Genomic DNA, 22,580 nt, shown 5'->3' on the forward strand with positions numbered 1-22,580 from the left:
ATGGCGGTTCTGGACAGCGCGATCGTCAATGTCGCCCTGCCAGTGCTGGCCCAGCAGCTTCAGGTGGATCCGGCAACGGCCGTTTGGGCCGTCAATGCCTATCAGCTGGCGATCACCGTCTCACTCCTGCCTCTGGCGTCCCTTGGCGACGCCGTGGGGTATCAGCGGATCTACTGGGCTGGGCTCCTCGTGTTCACCGTGGCATCGCTCGGCTGCGCTCTCGCCGGGTCCTTCCCGGCGCTTCTCGCCGCTCGAATTGTGCAAGGCTTGGGAGCGGCCGGAATCATGAGCGTCAATATCGCTCTTGTCCGGTTCATCTATCCGGCAAAGCTCCTCGGCAGAGGCATGGGGAGCACGGCACTCGTGGTGGCCGTCTCATCGGCGGCCGGCCCCTCTCTTGCGGCGGCCATCCTGTCGGTTGCGTCCTGGCCCTGGCTCTTCCTGATCAACTTGCCCCTCGGCGCGTTCGCGCTCATTGTGGCCGCTCGGACCTTGCCGGAGACGCCGCAATCGGCCCGACGGCTCGACGGGTTGAGCGTTCTTCTCAACGCTCTGACCTTCGGTCTCCTGATCACCGGGATCGATGCCCTCGGGTCCGGCGATCTCAGCTATCCGCTGCCTGCGTTAGCCGGGGCTGTGGTCGTGGGGATCGTGTTCGTCCGCTACCAGCTATCGCTGCCGATGCCGCTGCTGCCCCTGGATCTGCTCCAGCGGCCGGTGTTCGCTCTGTCGATGCTGACGTCGGTCTGTTCGTTTGCCACCCAGTCGCTCGCTTACCTCGCTCTCCCGTTCTACTTCCATGATGAGTTGGGGCGCAGCGTGACTGAGACCGGCATGCTGATGACCCCATGGCCCCTGGCGATTGCGGTCGCCGCACCCATTTCCGGCCGTTTGGCCGACCGGTTCTCCCCCGGGTTGCTGGGGGGCATTGGCCTTGCCACCCTGGCTGGCGGCTTGGCTCTCCTGGCTATGCTGCCGAATGATCCGTCGACCACGGACATCGTCTGGCGGCTGACGGTCTGCGGCCTGGGATTTGGTTTGTTCCAATCGCCCAACAACAAGGCCATCATCACCAGCGCGCCGCCCGAGCGCAGTGGCGGTGCGAGCGGCATGCAGTCCTCGGCCAGGCTGCTCGGTCAGTCTCTGGGCGCGGCATTGGCGGCGGTTCTGTTTGGCCTCGCACCCAACAATGCGACAGCCATAGTCCTGTGGTTAGGAGCGGGCCTGTCGGCGGTCGGATGTGTGACGAGCAGCTTGCGGACGCTGAGGGGCGGCACGCCACGCGAAGACTAACGGGAAGCCGCCAGAGAGGCCATGGTTGCCGGCCCAAACATGCTCGTCCTATGAGCAGAGCGAGCGAACTGCGTCTATCCGCATCAACCGGCAGGGCCTCTGACTTTTCATAAGAGGGTCCTGGGTTCGAGTCCCAGCGCGCTCACCAGATTATTTCAAGCACCTAGATGCTGATTGGTTTTGGTCCTGCTTCCCAGAAAACCGGGTTGGGACGCATATGGGAAGCAAGCTCAGCTGGTTGAGCTATTTACTCCACGATCCCATCGCCCCAGCCGCACGCCGAACCTTACTGCCAGAATCAACGAACGTCAGGAATCAGCTAGAGAGACGACCTTGTCACGGTCAAGCTGAATGGCCGAGTTTGTTAAGGCTTGTTGGATGCCTGCCGCGGCGGGACGGTGCGGCTGCACGAGCGGCAGGCGTTCGACAAGCCTCAAAGGAGGAAACCGCGGTCCACCGCGCTGATGCTGCGGATGTTATGGGGATTGTGGCGTCGGCATCGGGTGCACAGCCACCATCACGGACCCAATCTGGTGTGGGGGAGTTCGCTGCGAGGGCCATCGCGAGCCCAGCGGGCGGGACCATCGGGATGGCAGTGCCACGCAATAGAACGCAGCGTGGCAAACGCCGGGCGTGACACAGCGAGCGCCGGTGTGCCGGATGCAGCGCCCGTTATCAGCAGCATGAGGGTCAGGAGCAGGTCGGCGGGAGGTCATGAGGTGTCGATCCGGATCGGGTGAGAGAGCGCCGGGCGCGGTGCATATCCGCGGGCGAACCGCTCGATGATGAGCATGCGCCCGCCGCAGCACGGGCAACACCGCGACGGCTCGATCAGTGCATCAGGGGCAGGAGCCTCGGCCAGGGGCTTCCCGGCCGCCGCCAGCAGCGCACGCGCACGAGCGAGGTTCGCCTGGCGCACGCCGTTACCGAACAATCCGTAATGGCGGATGCGGTGAAAGCCGTCAGGCAGCACATGCAGCAGAAAGCGACGGATGAACTCATCCACGCTCAGCCGCATCACCTTGGAGCGCTGACGTCCCTTGTGCCGGTAATCCTTCCAGCGGAAGCTGACCCCATCCGCATCGCAGGCGATCAGCCGGGAGTTTGAGATCGCCACGCGGTGCGTATAGCGCGCCAGGTAAGCCAGCACCGCCGCGGGCCCGCTGAACGGGCGCTTGCAGTAGACCACCCATTCGATCCGCCGCAGCGCCGCCAGCCAGGCGTTGAACGCCTCCGGCTCGGCCAGATGCGCCTGACTTCCGAAGAAGCCCAGGCGCCCGGTCGCCTGAGCGCGGGACAGCCCCTCTAAAAACAGGCGTCGGAACAGCCGCGAGAGCACCCGCACCGGCAGAAGGAAGCCGGGCCGGCCGGCGATCCAGCGGCTTCCGTCCGGGGCAATGCCGCCGCCGGGCACGATCACATGCACATGCGGATGGTGCGTCAGAGCCAAGCCCCAGCTGTGCAGCACCGCCGTGAAGCCGATGCGCGCACCAAGATGCTTGGGATCGTCCGCCAGGGTGAGCAGGGTCTCGGCGGCAGCCTTGAACAGCAGGTCATAAACCACCGCCTTGTTGGACCAGGCCAGATCGCCGATCGCTGCTGGCAGCGTGAACACCATGTGGAAGTAGGGCAGGGGCAGCAGCTCGGCTTCCCGGTCAGCAAGCCAGTCCCGGGCCGCCGCGCCTTGGCACTTGGGGCAGTGCCGGTTGCGGCAGGAGTTGTAGGCGATCTGCGTGTGGGCACAGCGCTCACAGCGCTCCACATGCCCGCCGAGCGCGGCCGTGCGGCAGGCCTCGATTGCACTCATCACCTTGAGCTGGCCGAGGCTGAGATGGCCGGCATGGGCGGCGCGCCAAGCCGCCCCGTGGGTGCGGAAGATATCCGCCACCTCCAGGGCCGGGTGAGGCATGGGCCGGCCCTCAGGCCGGCGGATCCGCGAGAGGCAGATGATCGAGCGGGCTCATCACGGTGCGGATGAGCTGGGTCGCCACGCGGGTGTAGCGGGCGGTGGTGTCGAGCTTGGTGTGCCCGAGCAGCACCTGGATGACGCGGATGTCGACGTTCTGCTCGAGCAGGTGGGTGGCGAAGCTGTGGCGCAGGGTGTGCAGGCTCACGGGCTTGTCGATCTCAGCCAGGCGGGCGGCGGCATGACAGGCGCGGTTGAGCTGGCGCGGGGTGAGCGGGTTGACCCGGTTCTGGCCGGGAAAGAGCCAGCCCTGCGGCCGGGCCGCCCGCCACCAGGCGCGCAGCAGCTCCAGAAGCTGCGGCGAGAGCATGACATAGCGATCCTTGCGGCCCTTGCCCTGCTCGACGCGGATGATCATGCGGGTGGAGTCGATGTCGCTGACCTTGAGGGCGACGACCTCGGAGGCACGCAGGCCCGCCCCATAGGCGACGCTCAGCGCGGCCTTGGATTTGAGATTGGGCGCCGCCTCGAGCAGACGGGCGACCTCGTCGGGGCTGAGGACCACCGGCAGCTTGCGCGGCTCGGGCACGAACGGGATCGGCTGCATGACCTCGGGCCGGTGCAGGGTGACCTGGAAGAGGAAGCGCAGGGCCGTGACGGCGTGATTGATGGTGGGCGGGCTGGCGCCGGTCTCGCTCAGGAAGAGCTGGTAGCGGCGCACATCCTCGAAGCCGGCTTGGTCAGGCGAGGCGCCAAGGAAGGCGCTGAAGCCGCGGATGGCGCGGATGTAGGCGTCCTGGGTGCGTGGGGCGAAATGGCGGATCGTCATGTCGTCGATCAGGCGCTGGCGAAGAGGGCTGACGGACGCGTGGGTCATGGGAGGCTCCTGTCCTGAGGGTGGAGGAAACCTCTCCATTCTCAGGCCGGACGCATCCCGGCGTGACCTCTATGATCATCCCAGACGCCGACAGAGCCGGCATGGCCTACCGCGGTAGCGGTTTAGTCCTTTGACCCGATTCGGACATTCCGCTCGACTACGGCAGGCGGAGGCATCGCATGAGCTTACGTGTAATCCAGTTCCTCGCGATCCTGCTGACCGCTCTCGCCCTGATCTCGGCCTGAGCGCACCTTTTCGAGTTGCCGCACAAGATTCATCTGCCGCGGGATGCCTATTTGCTCACTGGATTCGACACGGGCTGATCTCAGCAGCAGCCCGCAGGCTCCGCAACCTTCTCCGGCACCTTTGCGGGACCACAGCCGCAGCCCGACTTGCCCTCGGCCTTGGCGTCGGCATCCGCAACGCAGCAGGCATCGGCCTGTGCTGGGGCGGGACCACCGCAGCAGCCCGAGTTTGCCGGCGCACCGTCGACGGCAAGCTCGGTTGAGCACACGCCCGTCTCCGGCAGGACGAGGTGGACGTCATCCGCTGCCGCGAGGTCGCCGGCGATGGCCGCTACGACCGAGCGGACCTGCTCGTACCCGGTCAGCATCAGGAAGGTCGGGGCGCGGCCGTAGCTCTTGATCCCGACCGTATAGAAGCCCGGCTCGGGATGGGCGAGCTCGCGGTGGCCGTGCGGAGGCACCGATCCGCAGGAGTGCAAATTCGGGTCGATCAGCGGACCGAGCGCCTTCGAGCTCTCCAGCCATGGGTCGAGGTCGAGCCGCAGCTCGCGGGTCAGGCTCAGGTCCGGGCGCTGCCCCGTGCAGACCACGATCCGGTCGACGGGGCCGACCTCGCGGAGGCCGTTCGCCGTCTCGCCTTCGACGATGACTTGCCCGCCAGCGGCCCTAACGCGGACCACGGAGAACCCGGCCACGAGGGTGACCTGTCCGCTGTCCACGAGCGCCTTGAGCCTGGAGCCAAGTTCGCCGCGCGCCGGAAGCTGGTCGGCGCTTCCGCCGCCGTAGACCCGCATCAGGTTCTCGCCGCGGGTTGCCCAGACGGTGGAGGTCGCGGGATCCCGCTCCGCCAGCCGGGCGAGGTCGAGGAGGACGTTCGCGGCCGAATGCCCGGCGCCGACGACGAGGGTCGTCCTGCCCTCGTACGTGGCGCGGTCGCGTCTGAGCACGTCCGGGATGCCGTAGGCGATGTTCCCTGCGTTCTCCGCCTCGCCCTCGGCGAGGATGCCGCCCGCACCGAGCGGGTTCGGGGCCGTCCACGTCCCGGAGGCATCGATCACCGCCCGCGCCAGGTCCCGCCGGATGGCGCCGTTGCCGTTGGAAACGGCAAGCACGAACGGCTTGGCTTCACGGCCCTTGCTGAGCACCTTGTCGGCTCCCTGGCGGGTGATCGCTGTCACCTTGGCGCCTGTCTCGATCACCGCCACCATCTCGGGCGCCTCGGCGAGCGGCTTGAGGTAGGATTCGTACAGGTCTGATCCCGTCGGCATCGCCTTGCCGGGAGGCTCCTGCCACCCATGGGACTCGAGCAAGGCGCGGGCCGCGGTGTCGGTGTTGTACTCCCACGGCGAGAACAGTCGGACGTGACCCCAATCCTTCACGTTGGCGCCGACGGTGTCCCCGGCCTCGTAGACCATCACGGGGAGGCTGCGCTGGATGAGGTGAGCGGCGGCGGCCAAGCCGACAGGGCCTGCGCCGATGACGGCTACGGGAAGGGCATCAGACGAGGTCATGGCAGGACTCCTTGGTCAGCAGCAGGAGGCGGGTTGAAGAGCGAAGCCGTCGCGCACGCGCTCGACGAAGACGCGTCCGTGACAGCAGAGGATCTTGAGCATCCGCGAGGGATCGCGGTGGCGGGGCTGGGCCAGGACGGCGAGGACGTCCGCCCGCTCGAGGCCGATGTCACGCAGGAGATGGTCGTCCAGCTCGCCGAGGGCGGCGACCTGCCGACGGTTCCGGGCCGCGCGGGCGAGATGGAGGATGAAGGGAACGAAGCCTGGCATCTGTCTCTCCTTTCATGTTCCCGGTATCATCGAAATAAGGGGCAAAAATAAATCAGGCGGCGTTCTCTGCCTGGGTCGAGCATCCGGCATCGGCACAGCACTCGTCGGCCAGGAAGCCGATGAGACCGTTCATCGCCGGGTAGCTGGCCCGGCAGATCAGGGTCGTGGCCTGCCGCTCCTGCGTCACCAGCCCAGTCAGGAGGAGGCGTTGGAGGTGATGCGAGAGCGTCGAGCCCGGGATGCCGAGGCGCTCCTGGATCTGGCCGACGGGCAGACCCGCCTCTCCGGCCCGCACCAGCGTGCGATAGACCTGGAGCCGAGTGGTGTTCCCGAGCGCTTCGAGCTGTTTGGCTGCTTGTTCGACGTTCATGGAAATAAGGTGAATGTGTCTGGGCAGCAGGTCAAGCGTTATTTCCTGAATCGTCGAAAGAGGATGCCGGCCTAGTGTGGGGTGACGGGATTGGGTCCGTAGAACCTGCAACAGCGGACCATCGCACGGCCAAGCTGAAGGGCAGTCCACGACCCCGACCGGACCTTTTGCTCAGCCTTGGCCGTATCCGTTTCTGCGCCGCTTTCCGACCGTCGCGAGAAGGCGTATCATACTCACATAGGTTAAAGTCCTGCGTTGGACCTGGGCTCCCGACGAGCCGCTATTGATCGACAGCTTTGTCGACGTCGCTCCTGTGCCGCGTGGTTTGCCCGACCCAGCCGCCAAGGCGAATGACGATGTCCTTGCTCACTGCTTCAGTGGCGGTGCTGGTCGTTACGGCCATCGCCATCGGCCTGACACCTGCGAGATCAGCAGCAGACGGTCGGACACGCCACCACCGACAGTTCAGCCGGCTTGGACACGTGGGTGCTCGGCATCCGGGCTTCGACGGCAGCGCTTCCGAAAGGTTGCCGAATGAAATGCGAGACGACGTCGTCCGGCTTCCCCACCCGATCCCAGTGGCGCCTCAGCCAACATGAAGGGAGACCAACGATGTCCTTCCTCGCCGCCTCAACCGCAGCGCTCGTGACCATGACGGTCGCCACCGCCAGCATCGGACTGATGCTTCCCACGCCCCTGGCTGCACAGCCTGCCCTTGCGGGCCACGCCGCCGAGGACGCGGCGATCCGACCGTTCACGTTCCGCGCATCCGACGAGGAACTCGCCGACCTCAAGCGGCGGATCAAGGCGACCAGATGGCCCAGCCCAGAGCTGGTGGCGGACGCCTCGCAGGGCGTGCGCCTCGCGACCATGCAAAAGCTCGCCGACTACTGGGCGAACCAGTATGACTGGCGAAAGGTTGAGAGCCGGCTCGCCGCGTTGCCGCAGTTCGTCACCACCATCGACGGCGTCGACATCCATTTCATCCACGTCAAGTCGACGGAGCCGAACGCGCTGCCGCTGATCATCACGCACGGTTGGCCGGGATCGATCATCGAGCAGTTGAAAATCATCGATCCGCTGACCAATCCGACCGCTCACGGTGGAACCGCAGCCGACGCGTTCGACGTGGTGATTCCCTCGCTTCCCGGCCATGGCTTTTCCGGCAAGCCCAAGGAATTGGGCTGGGACCCGATTCGCATCGCGCGCGCCTGGACCGAACTGATGAAGCGGCTCGGCTATTCGCGCTACGTGGCGCAGGGTGGCGACTGGGGCAATGCGGTGACGGAGCAGATGGCCTTGCTTACACCGCCAGGGCTCATTGGTGTCCACACCAACATGCCCGCGACCGTCCCCGCCGAGATTACGGCTGCCTTGTCGGGAGGCACACCGCCCAAGGACCTCTCGCCCGAAGAGAAGTATGCTTACGACCAGCTCGACACCTTCTACAAGCATGGCCTCGGCTATGCCCAGGAGATGGCAAACCGACCCCAGACGCTCTACGCGCTTGAGGACTCGCCGGTTGGCCTGGCGGCCTGGATGCTCGACCATGACGCACGCAGCGAGGAGATGATCGCGCGCGTGTTCGACGGTCAGACCGAGGGACTGTCCCGCGATGACGTGCTCGACAACGTCACCCTTTACTGGTTGACCGACACGGCAGTTTCGTCGGCGCGGCTTTATTGGGAGAGCAAGCTCGCCTTCTTCGCCCCGAAGGGCGTGCCTCTGCCGATGGGCGTCAGCGCGTTTCCCGACGAGATCTACACCGCGCCAAGGAGCTGGACGGAAAAGGCCTATCCCAAGCTCATCCACTACAATCGTCTGCCGAAGGGCGGTCATTTCGCGGCCTGGGAGCAGCCGGAGCTCTTCAGCCAGGAGATGCGGACGACGTTTCGGAACCTGCGCTGATTGCGGGGAGACAGGTGGTACGCACGTGGGACGTGCAGTCGTTCCTGGCAGCACGGCACCGATGGTGCCGAACCATGGGGAGAGAGATAGATGCCCGAAGGAATCGACCATGAGCGCCGCCGCCTGCTGGGCGCTGCCGCCTTGACGGTTGCCACCGCCGAACTCGCCCTGATCGGCCCGGCGGAGGCCCAGTCGAAGCAGGGCGAGGCATCAAGCACTCCTGCGATCGGACCAGATGCGGCCGCGTCCTTCGCCTCCCTGAAGCACGTCGATGCCGGCGTCCTGAACGTCGGATACGTCGACACCGGACCGGCGGATGCTCCCGCGGTCATTCTCCTGCACGGCTGGCCCTACGATATCCACACCTACGCGGAAGTGACGCCCCTGCTCGCAGCGGCGGGATACCGGGTCATCGTGCCGTATCTGCGCGGCTACGGATCAACCCGGTTCCTGTCCGACGGAACCCTCCGGAACGGCCAGCCGTCGGCGCTTGCCACGGACATCGTGGCATTGATGGATGCCCTCAGGATCGAAAGGGCCACTATCGCGGGATGCGACTGGGGCGCGCGGACGGCCAACATCGTTGCGGCGCTCTGGCCGGAGCGAGTCAAGGCCATGGTATCGGTGAGCGGCTACCTGATCGGCAGCCAGGAGGCCGGCAGGAAGCCGTTGCCCCCCAAGGCCGAACTCGAATGGTGGTACCAGTTCTACTTCGCCACCGAGCGCGGGCGGGAGGGCTATGACAGGTACCGCCACGACTTCGCCCGGCTCATATGGCAGATCGCTTCGCCGAAATGGGCCTTCGACGAGGCCACCTTCGAGCGCAGCGCGGCCTCGTTCGACAATCCGGATCACGTCGCCGTCGTGATCCACAATTACCGCTGGCGGCTTGGCCTGGCGGACGGCGATCCTGAGCTTGACGGCTTGGAACGGCGCCTTGCCGCCTTCCCGACCATCGCCGTGCCGACGATCACGCTGGAAGGCGATGCCAATGGTGCACCCCATCCGGATCCGGCCGCCTACGCCAGCAAGTTTACCGGCGGGTACGAGCACCGCCTGATCACGGGTGGGATCGGGCACAACCTGCCCCAGGAAGCGCCACAGGCCTTCGTCCGGGCCGTCGTCGACGTTGGCCGTTCCTGACCGAGGCTGCGGCGATTGCCAGTTGTATGCACTCGAACCGAAGGAGGCGGACATGAGCGATACCCAGGCGCGCGAAAGGACGACAGTCAACATCCCAGGAGTGCAGACAGTCGCCCTGAAGCTCGAGGTCGTCGTCATCCCCGTTGCGGATGTCGATCGTTCGAAGGACTTCTACGGTCGATTGGGATGGCGTCTCGATGCCGACTTCGTCAAAGGCGATACATTCCGGGTCGTCCAGTTCACGCCACCGGGCTCGCCATGCTCAATCCACTTCGGCAAGGGCGTGACATCGGCCGAGCCGGGTTCGGCACAGCGAATGTATCTCGTCGTTGACGACATCGCTGCGGCGCGCGCCGACGTCGTCGCTCGCGGCGTCGACGTCAGCGAGGTGTTCCACCGGGCGGCGATCGGGGAGGGTCCTCTAAGCGGGCTGGATCCGGAGCGCCGCAGCTATAACTCGTTCGCCACGTTCAGCGATCCGGACGGCAATGCTTGGCTGTTGCAGGAGGTCACCGCACGCTTGCCTGGGCGAGTGGACGCAGACAGCACGACGTTCATCTCGGCGACCGATCTTGCAGCCGCACTCCGCCGCGCTGCGTCTGCGCACGGAGAACACGAGAAGCGCAACGGCGGACAGCACGATGAGAATTGGCCGGACTGGTACGCCGAGTACATCGTCCGCGAGCAGGCCGGCCAGCCGTTGCCGGCCTGAGCCGCGCCCTCTAAATGCGTTTGGTCCTCCTGCGAATTGGCTTGGCTGTTCCACCCGAAGCCTCGGACACCATCGCAGCAGTGTCGGAACCGGTCAGCGAGCTTGGCAGGATCGCCTTGGCGGCCTCGCTGATGACGCCGGTGGCCGCATCGGCCGTGCCCTGGACCAGATCGCGCGCCGCGGTGCCGGCATCGGCGACCTGCCGCCAACTCGGGCGCTCCTTGACGAGGGGGGCCGCAGCCGCGCCAGCCGCAGCGATCAGGACATCAGCCAGGAGCTCCCGCATCTGCGGGTCGGCCAGAAGAGGGTCGAGCCATCCGGACTTGCGCAGGGCTTTGGGCACCCTCACAGCGGCAATCGTCTTCGGAGTCTTGGCCTTGTTTTTCGCCATGGACGAATTCCTCGATCCACTCAGGGTCCCGGGACGGGTCGTTCCGAACAACGTTCCTCGACTGTAGCCTCGCCCTGCGGATTGTCCACCAGACGCGAGTTGCGGAAGCGCTCGTCATAGCTGACCTCCTGGCTTACCCACGATGGCAGCGCGACCGGTTGGGCCGGATCCTCCAGTTCCACCTCGGGGTCAGCGTAAGATCTGATCCTGATTGAGCGCTAAGATAGTCGGCCCTGAACAACCCACAACTGATTGAGACAGAAGGATTCTTCGCCGTCACGAAGCATTGTAAAATGCCAGCATCTGGGTGCTGACCCGCTCAAAGCTGGTGTATTTCCATGGGACCCAAGCCGACAGTAGCGAGTTCCGGCGACCTCTACCGCAGCCGTCTCGACCAGATCCTCGATCCGCGTCACGAGCTGTTTCGCCTGGCCGGTCTCATCGACTGGGACCGCTTCGATCAGGAGTTCGGCCGCTTCTACCGCCCGTTGGGCCGGCCTGCCAAATCGACCCGGCTGATGGTGGGCCTGTCCTATCTCCAGCATACCTTCAACCTGTCCGATGAGGCGGTGGTGCAGCGCTGGATCGAAAACCCGTATTGGCAGTGGTTCTGCGGTTGCGAGTATTTCCAGCATCAGCTGCCGTGCGATCCGAGCTCGCTGACGCGCTGGCGCAAGCGGCTTGGACCTGACGGACTGGAGACGCTGCTGGCGGCCACGATCCAGGCCGGGCTGAAGAGCGGCGCCGTGCGGCCCTCGAGCCTGGAGCGGATCAGCGTCGACACCACCGTGCAGCCCAAGGCGATCACCTATCCCACCGACGCGAAGCTGTATCTGAAAGCCTTGCAGGCTCTGGTGCGGCAGGCCAAGCGGCATGGCCTCACGCTGCGGCAGGCTCACACGCGCGTGGCCAAACGCGCCGCCGTGCAGGTCGGGCGCTATGCCCATGCCCGGCAGATGCGGCGCATGCGCCGCGAACTGAAGCGGCTGAAGACCTATTTGGGCCGGGTCTATCGCGATATCGCCAGGAAAGTCGCCGGGGATGAGGGACTCTCACGCCGGTTTGCTCCTCTGCTCGGCCTCATCGAGCGTCTTCTGATGCAGGAGCGCACGAGCAAGAACAAGCTCTACAGCCTGCACGCACCGGAGGTGGTGTGCATCGCCAAGGGCAAGGCGCATCGGCCGTACGAATTTGGCTCCAAGGTCGCGCTGGCAGTGACCAACCGCGAAGGCTTCGTGCTCGCGTCCAAGGCGCTGGAGGGCAATCCGTATGACGGGCATACGTTGGACACTACCGTCGGCCAGGTCATCGCGATGACGGACGTGGAGCCCGCACGCATCTACGTCGACCAGGGCTATCGCGGACACGACTACGCCAAGACGGATCGGGTGTTCATCACGCGACAGCGGCGAGGGCTCACGCCAACGATCAAACGGGAGCTGAGACGCCGCTCAGCGATCGAGCCGATGATCGGGCACATGAAGGCGGACGGGCGGTTGGGACGCAATCACCTGCTCGGAGCGGTCGGGGATGCGATGAATGCGCTGCTCGTGGCCGCCGGGCACAACCTGCGGCTGATCCTGAACTGGCTCAGGCTTCTTGTCGCTTGGTTCCTGGCCGCTCTGATGGGTTCATCCGCGCCATCGGATACTGCCCACGAACCCTGGAATCCAATGGCAGCCTGATCAAACGGCATTGTTCAGGGCCGACTAAGATAGAACGGATCGGCAACTAATGGTGCGAGGCTTGAAGCCTGGCTCTCTGCGTTAGGCAACAGCACGTCAACGTGCATCGGATAAAGTGTTGTTGCTTCTCTCTAGTCCTGTCCACGAAGCCCTCCAAGCAACGTCACTCGCTCGGGCGGATCTTCCGGGTAGCCGCATCCTTTCTGTCGACGTGTGCGCGACGCTGTATGGCTACTCAAATGCCCGAACCGAGGCGTATTAGGCCATCGGCTTGCTCGACACCCACTGCGGTGGAGAGCATGTTCCTGCTACGCACTCCGTTAGCGCTCAATCAAGAGCAGATCTTGCGTTTGCCCCAACTCGGCTGACGACATGGGACGCATTCCTCCGTTTGCTGTATTTGCTTGTTGCGATCATTCAGAGTTGCTGGGTTCCTCAGGTGCCTTGCTTTCTCACACGCCGGTGAGGCTTTGCGGTGAATGTCACAGCCCCATTGCCCTTTGGAGGGCGGAGGACATGTGGTCTTCCATCGCCTTCACCGCCGCCGCGACATCGTGCTTCTCCAGGGCCAAGATGATCGCACGGTGCTCAGCGATCGTGTTCTGGACAAGCGGGGGCGTGATCACGTAGCGCCTGTCGATGCGGATAACCTTGATGCGGTCACCGGCCTGCGCGTAAACCGCATCAATGTAGGGATTACCGAGGCTGCCGACCATCGTGTCGTGGAACTCACGCTCCATGGCCTCAATCGCATCCCCAAGCTCCGGCTGGCGCAAGCCTGTGCGGACGCGTGCCTCGATCTCGTCGTGGGTGCGGGTGAAACGATCAATCTCTTCCTGCGAGCCCACGGAGCAGAAGTGCGAGACCGCTTCCTTCTCGATCAGACGGCGCAGTTGGTAGGTGTGCCGGATGATCTCCATGCCAGGACGGACGATGCGGATGCCATTGCGGGGCAGGATCTCGACTAACCCTTCAGCATGCAAGGTCCGGATGGCGTCCCGCAGCGGCGTAACAGGCACGTCGAGCATCTCCGAAAGCTGCCCCTGGGTCATGACGGTGCCGAGGTCGATCGTGTGATCGAAGAGGCGCTCCTTGAAGCGCTGATAGGCGACGTCACTTAAGCTCATACTTCAATCTCATCCTCTGATACATCACACGTCTTGACAAAAATATATCAGGAGCATTTTGATGTGTAAACCTTGAGCCAATCTGCTCTGCAACTCGAAAGTCGGCCCCTTGTCCCACAACGACCTGCCATCATCCCGCAGCCAGACTGGAACGATCCAGGAGGCGCGGCTCCTGCGCTTCTCCTTCCCCCGTGACCGGGTGATCGGCGACAGCCAAGTCCGGATCGAGAAGGCCAACATCGGCGTGCTCGAGCTCACCACGAGCGATGGACTGGTGGGCACCGGATTCTTCTTCGACCTCTTCTACGGGCTGCCATCGGAACGCGAACTGGCCCGCATCTTCGATGATCAGGCCATACCCGGGCTCAAGGGCGAGATCCCGGCTGTCCTCATCAATCGCATCCTGCGCCCCCGCGGCGGCAACCGCCGGATGCTGCCCTACGGCTTCGCCGAGGCCATCGACCAAGCCCTGTGGGATCTCCACGCCCAGTCCCTCGGGCTGCCATTGTGGCGGCTCCTCGGTGGAAAGGAGGGGCGCGTGCGCGCCTATGCCAGCGGCCTCGACTACCATCTGTCCGACAATCACTACAGCCACTTCTTCGCCCAGGCCAAGGCCAAGGGATACGAGGCCTTCAAGATCAAGGTCGGTCACCGCGACGTTGCATGGGATCTCAACCGCCTCAGCCTGCTGCGTGATGCCGTTGGACCCGAGGCGGTCATCATGGTTGACTCCAACGAGGCGTGGACACCCAAGGAGGCCATCCGGCGTATCAACGCCTATCAGGATGCCGGCTTCCCAATCTATTGGCTTGAGGATCCCTGCCTGCGCGAGGACTTCGAGGGCCTGCGCCAAGTCGGAGAGGCGTTGCCTCACACCCATCTCAACACGGGCGAGTACCTCGATCTTGCGGGCAAGCGGGCGCTCATCGCGGCCCGCGCCGTCGACATCCTCAACGTCCACGGCAAGATCTCGGACTCGCTGCGGGCCGGGTGGCTTGCAGCCGAGCATGGCCTCGAGGTTTCGCTCGGCAACACCAGCATGGAGATCGGCGTCCACGTGGCCTGCGCGCTGCCCGAGTGCCACTGGCTCGAGTACAGCTTCCAGAATACGACGATCCTTGTCGAGGAGACCGTCCGGATCGAAGGTGGCTATGCCTACGCGCCGGACAGGCCGGGCCATGGGATTCGGCTCTCCGATCGGGCGCGGGCTGAGTTCCGCTGCCCCGAGGCTGGCCAGGAGACTGCCGCCCACATCCTTCCCGCCCCTCCGATCCCCCTCGAGATGTCGGCCGCATGAGCGCTTTCCAGGATTCCTCGCAAGGGCAGGGGATGCCGCGGCTAGCGCTGATTGCCGACCGCTACAACCCCTTCTACATCCTGGGTCACTGGTCCGACGGCAGGTTCTGGGTCGTCGCGCTACTGGCGCCAGCCGTAATCCTGCTCGCCCTCATCGTGCTCTACCCGCTGTTCTATGGCCTCAGCCTCAGCGTGCATGAGATGCGCCTGACCCGGCCTGACCTCGGAACGGGGTTCGTCGGACCGAAGCATTTCGTCGCCATGCTGTCCGATGATGTGTTCTGGCTTGCGGTACGCAACACCTTCCTGTGGGTCGGCATCGCCTGCGTCCTCGAGGTCGGCCTCGGCATGATCAGCGCGCTTGCCCTCAATCGCGCCCTGCCGGGGCTGAAGGTCATCGCCGTGCTCGTGCTGCTACCTTGGTTCCTGCCGAAGGTCGTGGCGGGCAATATGTGGGCGCTGATGCTCGACCCGCGTCTCGGCGTCCTCAACGACATCCTGGTCCATCTCGGAATCCTGGCGCAGTACAAAGCCTGGTTTTCGGATCCGGCCACGGCCTTCGGCACGGCCGTCGTCATCGAGGCCTGGTGCGGCTTTCCCTTCTTCACGCTGCTGTTTATGGCTGGGTTGAAGGGTATCCCGAATGAACTCTACGAGGCTGCGTCGATCGACGGCGCCACTCCCATGCAGCGCTTCCGCTTCGTGACCCTGCCCATGCTCCGTAACGTGATGCTCGTGGCTGTGATCCTACGGGTGATCTCCCTCGTGAACTCGCCCGACCTGCTCCTCATCCTGACGCAGGGTGGACCGGGCCATTCGACCCTGGTGCTCTCGCTCTACGCCTTCGAGACCGCCTACCGCGGCTTCGACTTCGGGTACGGCTCGGCGCTCGCGGTTGTGATGCTCGGCATCCTGATGCTGTTCACGTTCCTCTATGTCCGGGCCTCGAGTGTCGGGAGGCAAGCATGATCGTCGGAAGCGCGCGCGAACGCCGCCTTTGGAACGTCGCAACCTATGCGATTGCAGGGTTCTTCGGCCTCACAGCCCTAGGACCGATCGTTTGGCTCGTGCTCACGTCCCTGAAGACGGAGGCCGACATCGTCACCGCACAGGGCGTCGTGTACTGGCCGAGCACCCTGACTCTGGCCAACTACCGGGAGCTCTGGGACCAGACCGACTTCCCAACCCTGTTCCGCAACAGCCTCTCGGCCACGACGCTCACGGTCGTCATCTGCCTGGTGGTGGGCACCCTGGCGGCTTATGCGCTGTCGCGAGAGGCCTTCCGCGGGCGTCAGCCCCTGCTCATGGGTCTCTTGGCGATCAGAATGTTCCCGGCCGTGATGCAGATCATCCCGCTCTTCATCATCATGAAGGCCATCGGGCTCCTCGACACCAAGCTCGGTCTGGCGCTCGCCTATGCCAGCTTCCTGCTGCCCATGTTCATCTGGCTCATGAAGGGCTTCTTCGACGACCTGCCGGGTGAATTGGAGGAGGCTGCCCGCATCGACGGCTGCTCCAGGCTCGGGGCGATGTGGCGGATCGCGCTGCCGGTCGCCCGCAACGGCATCCTGGCCACCACCGTGCTCATCGCCATCAGTGCCTGGAACGAGTTCCTGTTCGCCTTGATGCTCACGACCGGGGCGGACACGCGGACCTGGCCTGTCGGCCTGCAACTCATGATCGGCGACTTCCAGTTGCCGTGGGGACTACTCGCGGCGGGCGGGGTCATCAGCATCATTCCGGTCGTCGTGCTCTTCGCCTTCGTTCAGGGATCGATGGTGCGCGGTCTGACCGAAGGCGCCACTAAGGGATAACAATCAAGGGAGGAGACAATGAACAATTATCCGACACGCCGCGGAATACTCCAATACGGAGCGGCCCTCGCAGCACTCGGCGCACCGGGCTTCGCCCGCGCGCAAAGCCCGGTCCGCCTGAGCTACTGGCATCACTTCGCAAGCCAGAGCGAGCAGAAGGGCCTGCGCCGCCTGACCGAGATGTTCCGTGCCAGGTACCCTAACATCTCGATGGCGATCGAGACGATCCCGAACGCCGAGTACCTGACGAAGGTAACCGCCTCCGTGGTGGCCAACAGCCGTCCCGATACCTGCATGGTCGCAGCCGAACGCTTCGCCGACATGTACGCCATGAAGGCCTTGCTCGACCTCTCGCCCGAGGTCGCCAAATGGGATCGCAAGGCCGATTTCAAGCCCAGCGCTTGGAAGGGCGCCGAGCGCGACGGCAAGCCCTTCGGCGTCCCGGCCTATTCATTCGTCAATTGGATGTACTACCGCAAGGACTTCTTCGAGGAAGCAGGCCTGTCCGGGCCACCGGACACGATGCAGGAGTTCCTTGAGGCCTGCATCAAGATCACGAATCCGGCCAAGAATCGCTACGGCTTCGGCATGCGGGGTGGCGGCGGCGGCCATCAATACCTGATGGACTTGCTGATCGCCTACGGTTCGCCGATCGTCGTCGACGGCAAGGCCGCGATTGATCGAACGAAGGCGATCGAGGCGGTGCGTTTCTTCTCGGATCTCTACACCAAGTACAAGGTCGTCCCCCCGAGCGCGCCCAACGACAGCTTTCGGCAGATCATGGAGGGCTTCAAGACAGGTCAAACGGCCATGATCTGGCATCACACCGGATCGCTGGCAGAGCTGACGGCCGCGCTCAAGCCGAACCAAATCGGTACCACGTTGCGCCCGAAGGGTCCGGTTCTGCGGGCGGCCCGGGTCGACAACCTTTACAACGGCGTCTCCAACGACCGGAACCGAGAGGCGGCCTGGAACTGGGTCAGCTTCTGGGCCGAGCCGGACCCCTCGATCGCGCTCCTCGAGGAGACGGGCTACTTCCCAGCGTCCTTCAAGGTTGCCCAGGATCCGCGCATCACCGGCAATCCACTCTACAAGCCCGCCATCGAGACGCTGTCGTTCGGGCAGAATGCGATCGACACCCCCGGTGTCGAAGCCTGGGGGCAGAACCAGATGTTCCCCGAGTTCCAGAAGATTTTGGTCGGGAGCTCCACGGTCGAGGACGCAGTCGACGCAATGATGCGGAGCCTCGACAAGACGTTGAGCTGACGCCCGGAGCCGAACGGCTAACAGGAAAAGAGCACCCCATGTCGGCGTCCCGCTACCTGAAGGCGGGTGCCGTCGTGGAAATGAGGATTGAAGGACTCCGTCGGTAATGGCGGATCCCTGACGACGGCTTGATACGACCTTGGACATTCCATGCCCAGAGCGCGTTCGTCGAAGATCAGGTCAGTGGCTCAACCAGAAACGGATAGTGCGTTCTCCATGGGATTTCTGGCTTCTCAATACTCGGAAGATGCACGCTCGAAGGTAGATGTCTTACCAGGTGATGGTGATGGATAAATCCTGATCATGCTGATCAACACGCAATGTTCCTTTGATGCCGTTGAGGTGCACGATCTCCGCGTCTCCCACACCAGCAGCTTGGCGGATTTACTGTGCTATAGGCTAAGGTCAGCTCCTGGCACCGGGCTGACCTTAGCCGTACTTCCGCACTGCTGAGATGAGCCGACCTTCGCACCAACATCCGCTACTACTCAGTGTGACCCGCAGTGGACTCTCCGCAGACGCCGTGATGCTCTGCTCAGGCGGTTTGTAGTGTCTGAATTAAGGTGTGGGCAAAGCTCTCGCTGGCGGGCGGAAGTGTCCGCTCCGCCTTCTTAATGATCGAGATCTCCCGGGTAAATCGTCGGTCATCTACAGGACGCGAGCGCAAGGTCTGCTCAGCTCGGACCTCCATTGCAGACCCGGGCAGAATGGCAGCCCCTAATCCCGCCCGCACCATGCCCACCGCGGTCGACATATACGTCGCTTCAGCGGCAACGATCGGCAGTCGGCCGGCCGCAAGGAACGCTGCATCCACCACTGACCGCACGCTCGTGGCTGGATGCATCAGAATAAGCGGATGAAGGGTCAAGGCCTCCACATCAACCTGTTCCATGTCCCCAAACGAATGTCCGACCGGGTAGACAACGTGCATGTGATCCTGCGTCGTGTGCAGCACTTCGAAATCAGGATCAACGATCCGGCCGCCTGTTAGCCCAAGGTCGACCTGCTCTTCACGGACCTGGGCAACGACTCCGCTCGCGATCACGTCGTGGATCACGAACGAGATCTTCGGATTTGCCTCCCGGAACTGTGCAATGATCTCCGGCAGGACACCAGAGGCAAACGACGGTAGGGCGGCAAGCCGAACGATCCCGTGCCGCAGAGCAGCCACATCCCTCGCCTCGGCCACAATAGCGTCGAGGTCCCTCAGGATGCGCTGCAACGCCGGGACGAACTCCCGGCCCATCCTTGTGAGGGACACCGTTCGAGTGTTGCGGTCGAACAGGCGCACCCCGAGGGCTTCTTCAAGATTGCGGATCTGAACCGTGAGCGCCGGCTGCGAGACGTTCAGGAGGCTGGCGGCGCGTGTGAAGCTGCCGAGCTGAGCGACGGTGACGAAGGCGCGGATCTGGCGGAGGTCAGGATTCATAATCTCAGCCTATTACTGTGATCCAATCATTTCAATTGTGTGATCACTAGGGCCGGCGTCTATTGCGTGCGAGAGCCGGAGAGACCCATGAGGCAGATCAGGATCGGCGCAGGCGCAGGTTACTCGGGTGACAGGATCGAGCCGGCCATCGAGCTAGCTGAGAAGGGCGACCTTCAGTATCTGGTGTTCGAGTGCCTCGCTGAGCGCACCATCGCTCTGGCCCAGCAGGCTAAGCTCAGGGATCCCGCTGCCGGCTACGACCCGCTTCTGCCGGAGCGGTTTCGCGCGGTTCTTTCGCTCTGCCATGCCAAGGATATCCGGATCGTCACCAACATGGGGGCGGCTAATCCGCAGGCTGCGGCCGAACGAGCCCGGGCCGTTGCCCAAGAGCTTGGCCTCACGGGCCTCAGGATTGCGGCCGTCACTGGCGATGACGTCCTGCCCTATCTGTCCAACGGCGACTACCGCATTGAGGAAACAGGTGCTGCCGTTGCCGATGTTGGCAACCGCGTCGTGTCAGCTAATGCTTATATTGGGGCGCAGCCCATTGCCGAGGCGCTTGCCAACGGCGCGCATATAGTCATCACCGGCCGGGCTGCCGATCCCTCACTCTTCGCCGCCCCGCTAATCCATGAGTTCGGCTGGAGCTTGAATGATTGCCATCGGCTCGGCCAAGCCACACTGATTGGGCATCTTCTCGAATGTGCCGGGCAGGTAACGGGAGGATACTTCGCCGATCCCGGCTACAAGGATGTTCCCGACCTTGCCCGTTTGGGTTTCCCCATCGGCGAAGTCAGTGAGGACGGCTCCGTCGTCATCACGAAAGTAACGGGCTCCGGGGGGCGGGTCACGCCCGCCACGTGCAAGGAGCAGATCCTCTACGAGATCCACGACCCCGCCCGATATCTTACCCCAGACGTGATCGCCGACTTCTCAAACGTTACCGTCGAGGAGGTCGGACCTGATCGGATCCGCATTCAAGGTGCCTCCGGCGGCCCCAGGCCCGAGACCCTGAAGGTGTCCATCGGAACAGTCGAAGGCTTCGTTGGCGAGGGGCAGATCTCCTATGCCGGACCTGGCGCGCGCGCCCGCGGCGAGCTGGCGCTCGACATCGTTAGGGAGCGCCTTAACCTCACCGGTGTCAGCACCTCCGAGCTGCGCTTCGATCTCATCGGCGTCAACTCTCTGCATGGAGACAGGCTTTCCGGAAACAGCGGCGCCCATGAGCCCTACGAGGTCCGCATCCGCGTCGTGGGGCGTACCGACAGCCTTGCCGAGGCCGTGCGGATCGGCAACGAGGTCGAGACCCTCTACACGAACGGACCTGCCGGTGGGGGAGGCGTGACGAAGTCAGCCCGCGAGGTGGTCGGCATTCTCTCGACCTACATCCCGCGCCACCTCGTACGCCCCACCGTTCACTACGTGGAGTGTTGAGATGAAGCTTCGCCAGATCGCCCACTCCCGCACCGGCGACAAGGGCAACACGTCCAGCATCTCGGTGATTGCATTCGATGAGCAGGACTACCCGCTGCTGCTGCGGCACATTACGCCCGAGCGCGTCAAAGCTCATTTCGGCAACCTCGTGGCCGGTGAGGTGATCCGCTACGAGATCCCGAGCCTCGGCGCCCTGAACTTCGTCCTGCGCCAAGCGCTCGGGGGCGGCGTGACCCGCTCGCTGATCCTTGACACCCACGGCAAGAGCCTGAGCTCTGCCCTGCTCGATCTTGAGCTTCCCGACGATCCCCACACCCACGAAGCGCCAGCCCAAGGCGACGCCTGACAACCATCCCCTGGAGGAGACAACCCATGAGAGTGAAGACCTGGACTGCTGCTACCGTAGCTCTTGCCGGAACCATGCTGGCAGCCTTGCCTGCCCTGGCGCAGACCTATCCTGCACGCACGATCAAGTTCATCGTCCCGTTCGCCGCCGGCAGCGCGACGGACGCTCTCGCCCGCATCGTGGGCGAGCATGCCTCCAAGACGCTGGGGCAGTCGATCATCATCGAAAACATGGCTGGCGCGAATGGCAACCTGGCCGCCCAGAACGTGGCCCGAGCTGAGCCCGACGGCCACACGGTGCTGATCACCACGAACACGACGCACGGGGCCAATCAGAGCCTGATGAAGAACGTGCCGTACGATGCGATCAACAGCTTCGAGCCGGTGACGAAGCTCGGCACCATTACGCTCGCACTGATCACGAACCCATCTGTTCCCGCCAAGAACGTCCAGGAACTAATTGCCCACGCCAAGGCAAAACCAGGCGAGCTCACCTTCGGCTTCGGCTCCAGCTCATCGCGCATTGCCGGCGAGATGCTGAAGTCCCTGGGCGGCGTCGACATCAGGGGCGTGCCGTACCGCAGTAACCCGCAGGCGATCACCGACCTGCTCGGCGGGCAGATCAACATCGTCTTCGCCGACATCTCGACCACACTGCCGCAGGTGAAGGGCGGCAAGGCAAAGGGACTTGCAGTCTCGACCGCCAAGCGCAGCCCACTGGCTCCGGACTTGCCGACCATGGAGGAGGCGGGCGTGAAGGGCTACGATCTTGCCGCTTGGTTTGCCGCCTTCGTGCCCGCCAAAACGCCAAAGCCCGTGGTCGACAAGCTGCGCGAGGCCTTGGTGGCAGCGGTCAACGACAAGACTACCCAAGACAAGCTTCTCACTGCCGGCATTGAGCCGGAGGCCAGCACGCCGGAGGAACTGAAGGCGTTCGTCGGTACTGAGATCAAGAAGTGGGCCGACATCGTTAAGGCCGCAGGCATCCAGCCGGAGTGAGTCGTCAGCGGGTCTGAACGTAGAGATAAGCCATTTCCGAGGACCTATGGGTCCTCGGAAATGGCTAAATCAGGGCGTGCAGGCGCTTCCAGGCTCTGCCGCAGCCCGGGCAAGAGGCAAACGAGGTAATGTCGCGAAATGGCACGCCCGAGACGTAAGCCTGAGGGCGGCATTCCTCGCGGAACCAGACCTTCCACCAAGTTCACGAAGATCGCTGCCTAACCCTGGCTGTGTCAAAACGCGGCTGATGGTATGATCTCCCTGCCATGTTTGGGGGATCCGATGAGACGCTTTGTCGAAGGCGTGGATCGCAGCCAGACCACGCTGTTTCCCGAAAGCCTGGACGACTGGGTTGATGAGAACAACCCGGTGCGCGTCATCGACGCCTTTGTCGAGGCGCTCGATCTGAGGGCGCTGGGCTTTGACGGGGTAGTGCCCGAAGCCACCGGACGCCCGTCCTACCATCCCGCCGTCCTGCTCAAGCTGTACATCTACGGCTATCTCAACCGGGTGCAGTCAAGCCGGCGCTTGGAGCGCGAGGCCGGCCGCAATGTCGAGC

21 protein-coding genes are annotated in these 22,580 nt (G+C 64.0%); 13 read left to right on the forward strand and 8 right to left on the reverse strand.

Going from position 1 to position 22,580, the window contains the following annotated elements; genetic code table 11:
• Positions 1 to 1,293 (forward strand): MFS transporter (locus tag OCW50_RS30435; protein WP_262300181.1); only part of this gene is annotated, 1,293 nt, incomplete at its 5' end.
• A 712-nt stretch (positions 1,294 to 2,005) separates the two neighbouring features.
• Here OCW50_RS30435 and OCW50_RS30440 read toward each other — a convergent pair.
• The 5 genes from OCW50_RS30440 to OCW50_RS30460 form a co-directional block, all read right to left on the reverse strand.
• Positions 2,006 to 3,202, reverse strand: a complete 1,197-nt coding sequence (locus OCW50_RS30440; protein ID WP_262300182.1) for an IS91 family transposase — start codon at positions 3,200 to 3,202, stop codon at positions 2,006 to 2,008.
• A gap of 10 nt (positions 3,203 to 3,212) precedes the next feature.
• Positions 3,213 to 4,076, reverse strand: a complete 864-nt coding sequence (locus OCW50_RS30445) for a tyrosine-type recombinase/integrase (protein WP_262300183.1) — start codon at positions 4,074 to 4,076, stop codon at positions 3,213 to 3,215.
• 325 nt (positions 4,077 to 4,401) lie between these two features.
• Complete coding sequence (locus OCW50_RS30450; protein WP_262300184.1) at positions 4,402 to 5,832, reverse strand: NAD(P)-binding domain-containing protein; 1,431 nt, start codon at positions 5,830 to 5,832, stop codon at positions 4,402 to 4,404.
• A 15-nt stretch (positions 5,833 to 5,847) separates the two neighbouring features.
• Positions 5,848 to 6,102 carry a DUF1127 domain-containing protein gene (locus OCW50_RS30455; RefSeq protein WP_262300185.1) on the reverse strand — a complete coding sequence of 85 codons (255 nt, stop codon included), beginning with the start codon at positions 6,100 to 6,102 and terminating at the stop codon, positions 5,848 to 5,850.
• 52 nt (positions 6,103 to 6,154) lie between these two features.
• Positions 6,155 to 6,472, reverse strand: coding sequence for an ArsR/SmtB family transcription factor (locus OCW50_RS30460; RefSeq protein ID WP_262300186.1), 318 nt, complete (start codon positions 6,470 to 6,472; stop codon positions 6,155 to 6,157).
• A 612-nt stretch (positions 6,473 to 7,084) separates the two neighbouring features.
• Between OCW50_RS30460 and OCW50_RS30465 the strand changes: the two genes are divergently transcribed.
• From OCW50_RS30465 to OCW50_RS30475, 3 genes are all read left to right on the forward strand, one after another.
• Positions 7,085 to 8,380, forward strand: a complete 1,296-nt coding sequence (locus OCW50_RS30465) for an epoxide hydrolase family protein (protein ID WP_373371537.1) — start codon at positions 7,085 to 7,087, stop codon at positions 8,378 to 8,380.
• Between the two features lie 90 nt (positions 8,381 to 8,470).
• Positions 8,471 to 9,523 carry an alpha/beta fold hydrolase gene (locus OCW50_RS30470; RefSeq protein WP_262300187.1) on the forward strand — a complete coding sequence of 351 codons (1,053 nt, stop codon included), beginning with the start codon at positions 8,471 to 8,473 and terminating at the stop codon, positions 9,521 to 9,523.
• Between the two features lie 52 nt (positions 9,524 to 9,575).
• Positions 9,576 to 10,235 carry a VOC family protein gene (locus OCW50_RS30475; RefSeq protein WP_262300188.1) on the forward strand — a complete coding sequence of 220 codons (660 nt, stop codon included), beginning with the start codon at positions 9,576 to 9,578 and terminating at the stop codon, positions 10,233 to 10,235.
• Positions 10,236 to 10,245: 10 nt separating this feature from the next.
• On the opposite strand, the gene OCW50_RS30480 is transcribed toward OCW50_RS30475, so the two are convergent.
• Positions 10,246 to 10,626 (reverse strand): hypothetical protein, encoded by a 381-nt coding sequence (locus tag OCW50_RS30480; RefSeq protein ID WP_262300189.1) that lies wholly within the window; start codon positions 10,624 to 10,626, stop codon positions 10,246 to 10,248.
• Positions 10,627 to 10,964: 338 nt separating this feature from the next.
• Here OCW50_RS30480 and OCW50_RS30485 point away from each other — a divergent pair, with 338 nt between their 5' ends.
• Positions 10,965 to 12,311 carry an IS5 family transposase gene (locus OCW50_RS30485; RefSeq protein ID WP_262300190.1) on the forward strand — a complete coding sequence of 449 codons (1,347 nt, stop codon included), beginning with the start codon at positions 10,965 to 10,967 and terminating at the stop codon, positions 12,309 to 12,311.
• Positions 12,312 to 12,793: 482 nt separating this feature from the next.
• Here the strand turns inward: OCW50_RS30485 and OCW50_RS30490 are convergent, their stop codons facing one another.
• Positions 12,794 to 13,438 carry a GntR family transcriptional regulator gene (locus OCW50_RS30490; RefSeq protein ID WP_262300191.1) on the reverse strand — a complete coding sequence of 215 codons (645 nt, stop codon included), beginning with the start codon at positions 13,436 to 13,438 and terminating at the stop codon, positions 12,794 to 12,796.
• A 109-nt stretch (positions 13,439 to 13,547) separates the two neighbouring features.
• On the opposite strand from OCW50_RS30490, the gene OCW50_RS30495 reads away from it, so the two are divergent.
• From OCW50_RS30495 to OCW50_RS30510, 4 genes are read left to right on the forward strand one after another with little or no spacing between them, the layout of a single operon-like run.
• Positions 13,548 to 14,735: a mandelate racemase/muconate lactonizing enzyme family protein gene (locus OCW50_RS30495; protein WP_262300192.1), complete on the forward strand. Its 1,188-nt coding sequence runs from the start codon at positions 13,548 to 13,550 to the stop codon at positions 14,733 to 14,735.
• Positions 14,732 to 15,703 (forward strand): carbohydrate ABC transporter permease, encoded by a 972-nt coding sequence (locus OCW50_RS30500; protein ID WP_262300193.1) that lies wholly within the window; start codon positions 14,732 to 14,734, stop codon positions 15,701 to 15,703. Before OCW50_RS30495 ends, OCW50_RS30500 begins: the two co-directional genes overlap by 4 nt.
• Positions 15,700 to 16,548, forward strand: coding sequence for a carbohydrate ABC transporter permease (locus tag OCW50_RS30505; RefSeq protein WP_262300194.1), 849 nt, complete (start codon positions 15,700 to 15,702; stop codon positions 16,546 to 16,548). The genes OCW50_RS30500 and OCW50_RS30505 overlap by 4 nt, the downstream gene beginning before the upstream one ends.
• Before the next feature lie 18 nt (positions 16,549 to 16,566).
• Positions 16,567 to 17,814 carry an ABC transporter substrate-binding protein gene (locus OCW50_RS30510; RefSeq protein ID WP_262300195.1) on the forward strand — a complete coding sequence of 416 codons (1,248 nt, stop codon included), beginning with the start codon at positions 16,567 to 16,569 and terminating at the stop codon, positions 17,812 to 17,814.
• A gap of 535 nt (positions 17,815 to 18,349) precedes the next feature.
• Here the strand turns inward: OCW50_RS30510 and OCW50_RS30515 are convergent.
• Positions 18,350 to 19,243: a LysR family transcriptional regulator gene (locus tag OCW50_RS30515; protein ID WP_262300196.1), complete on the reverse strand. Its 894-nt coding sequence runs from the start codon at positions 19,241 to 19,243 to the stop codon at positions 18,350 to 18,352.
• Positions 19,244 to 19,330: 87 nt separating this feature from the next.
• On the opposite strand from OCW50_RS30515, the gene OCW50_RS30520 reads away from it, so the two are divergent.
• The 4 genes from OCW50_RS30520 to OCW50_RS30535 all read left to right on the forward strand — a co-directional run.
• The gene (locus tag OCW50_RS30520; protein ID WP_262300197.1) at positions 19,331 to 20,677 is read left to right on the forward strand and encodes an acyclic terpene utilization AtuA family protein; all 1,347 of its coding nucleotides are present in this window, start codon (positions 19,331 to 19,333) and stop codon (positions 20,675 to 20,677) included.
• 1 nt (position 20,678) lies between these two features.
• On the forward strand, positions 20,679 to 21,023 hold the full coding sequence (locus OCW50_RS30525; protein WP_262300198.1) for an AtuA-related protein: 345 nt from the start codon (positions 20,679 to 20,681) through the stop codon (positions 21,021 to 21,023).
• A gap of 26 nt (positions 21,024 to 21,049) precedes the next feature.
• The gene (locus OCW50_RS30530; protein ID WP_262300199.1) at positions 21,050 to 22,021 is read left to right on the forward strand and encodes a Bug family tripartite tricarboxylate transporter substrate binding protein; all 972 of its coding nucleotides are present in this window, start codon (positions 21,050 to 21,052) and stop codon (positions 22,019 to 22,021) included.
• Between the two features lie 282 nt (positions 22,022 to 22,303).
• Positions 22,304 to 22,580, forward strand: a 277-nt coding sequence (locus tag OCW50_RS30535) for a transposase (RefSeq protein WP_262300200.1), incomplete at its 3' end; no start/stop codon positions are given.

The organism is Microvirga sesbaniae (assembly GCF_025460805.1).
Classification (GTDB): Bacteria; Pseudomonadota; Alphaproteobacteria; order Rhizobiales; family Beijerinckiaceae; genus Microvirga; species Microvirga sesbaniae.

Bases quoted from the DNA above. Each gene is read 5' to 3' on its own strand.
- OCW50_RS30505 (WP_262300194.1), top strand. From the start codon at position 15,700: ATGATCGTCGGAAGCGCGCGCGAACGCCGCCTTTGGAACGTCGCAACC.
- OCW50_RS30520 (WP_262300197.1), top strand. From the start codon at position 19,331: ATGAGGCAGATCAGGATCGGCGCAGGCGCAGGTTACTCGGGTGACAGG.
- OCW50_RS30475 (WP_262300188.1), top strand. From the start codon at position 9,576: ATGAGCGATACCCAGGCGCGCGAAAGGACGACAGTCAACATCCCAGGA.
- OCW50_RS30480 (WP_262300189.1), bottom strand. From the start codon at position 10,626: ATGGCGAAAAACAAGGCCAAGACTCCGAAGACGATTGCCGCTGTGAGG.
- OCW50_RS30510 (WP_262300195.1), top strand. From the start codon at position 16,567: ATGAACAATTATCCGACACGCCGCGGAATACTCCAATACGGAGCGGCC.
- OCW50_RS30500 (WP_262300193.1), top strand. From the start codon at position 14,732: ATGAGCGCTTTCCAGGATTCCTCGCAAGGGCAGGGGATGCCGCGGCTA.
- OCW50_RS30450 (WP_262300184.1), bottom strand. From the start codon at position 5,832: ATGACCTCGTCTGATGCCCTTCCCGTAGCCGTCATCGGCGCAGGCCCT.
- OCW50_RS30445 (WP_262300183.1), bottom strand. From the start codon at position 4,076: ATGACCCACGCGTCCGTCAGCCCTCTTCGCCAGCGCCTGATCGACGAC.
- OCW50_RS30470 (WP_262300187.1), top strand. From the start codon at position 8,471: ATGCCCGAAGGAATCGACCATGAGCGCCGCCGCCTGCTGGGCGCTGCC.
- OCW50_RS30455 (WP_262300185.1), bottom strand. From the start codon at position 6,102: ATGCCAGGCTTCGTTCCCTTCATCCTCCATCTCGCCCGCGCGGCCCGG.
- OCW50_RS30485 (WP_262300190.1), top strand. From the start codon at position 10,965: ATGGGACCCAAGCCGACAGTAGCGAGTTCCGGCGACCTCTACCGCAGC.
- OCW50_RS30525 (WP_262300198.1), top strand. From the start codon at position 20,679: ATGAAGCTTCGCCAGATCGCCCACTCCCGCACCGGCGACAAGGGCAAC.
- OCW50_RS30515 (WP_262300196.1), bottom strand. From the start codon at position 19,243: ATGAATCCTGACCTCCGCCAGATCCGCGCCTTCGTCACCGTCGCTCAG.
- OCW50_RS30530 (WP_262300199.1), top strand. From the start codon at position 21,050: ATGAGAGTGAAGACCTGGACTGCTGCTACCGTAGCTCTTGCCGGAACC.
- OCW50_RS30465 (WP_373371537.1), top strand. From the start codon at position 7,085: ATGTCCTTCCTCGCCGCCTCAACCGCAGCGCTCGTGACCATGACGGTC.
- OCW50_RS30490 (WP_262300191.1), bottom strand. From the start codon at position 13,438: ATGAGCTTAAGTGACGTCGCCTATCAGCGCTTCAAGGAGCGCCTCTTC.
- OCW50_RS30460 (WP_262300186.1), bottom strand. From the start codon at position 6,472: ATGAACGTCGAACAAGCAGCCAAACAGCTCGAAGCGCTCGGGAACACC.
- OCW50_RS30440 (WP_262300182.1), bottom strand. From the start codon at position 3,202: ATGCCTCACCCGGCCCTGGAGGTGGCGGATATCTTCCGCACCCACGGG.